The sequence below is a fragment of the Dryocola clanedunensis genome (assembly GCF_038405435.1).
GTDB lineage: Bacteria > Pseudomonadota > Gammaproteobacteria > Enterobacterales > Enterobacteriaceae > Dryocola > Dryocola clanedunensis_A.
This window is the reverse complement of sequence record NZ_JBBYHZ010000144.1, coordinates 1-587: the sequence shown is the minus strand read 5'-3', so window position 1 is coordinate 587 and position 587 is coordinate 1. Positions and strand designations below refer to the sequence as shown.

Below are 587 nucleotides of genomic sequence, written 5' to 3'. Positions count from 1 at the left end.
GCCACACGGTGGCCCAGTTGAAGAAGAAGCGCTGGTCACGGGTGAAGCCGTCGACCTTCGGATCTTCCTTGCCGGCCGAGGCCTTCTGCAGGGCGTCGTAGGCGGTGGCCAGGCCACCCAGGTCGGCGATGTTCTCGCCCAGGGTCAGCTTGCCGTTGACCGGCTGGCCGTCCACCTTGTAACCGTCGAACTGCTTGATCAGCTTGCCGGTCAGGCCGCTGAAGTTCTTGGTGTCCGCCTCGGTCCACCAGTTCTCGAAGTTGCCGGTCGGCCCGAAGCGGCTGCCCTGGTCGTCGTAACCGTGGGTCATTTCGTGGCCGATCACCGCACCGATGCCGCCGTAGTTCAGCGCGTCATCGGCCTTTGGGTCGAAGAACGGCGGCTGCAGGATGGCGGCCGGGAAGACGATCTCGTTCTGCAGCGGGTTGTAGTAGGCATTGACCGTCTGCGGGGTCATGCCCCACTCGGTCTTGTCCACCGGCTGGCCGATCTTGGACAGCGCGAACTTGTAGTTGAACGCATTGGCGGCGCGGACGTTGCCCAGGTAGCTGTCGCGGCCGGTGGTCAGGCCGCTCCAGTCACGCCAC

Annotated in this window: 1 protein-coding gene; it reads right to left on the bottom strand. The window is 64.9% G+C overall.

What is annotated here, in order from left to right; translation table 11 throughout:
• On the bottom strand, window positions 1-587 hold a 587-nt coding region (locus AAE045_RS23905), incomplete at both ends, for a M13-type metalloendopeptidase (RefSeq protein WP_455549787.1).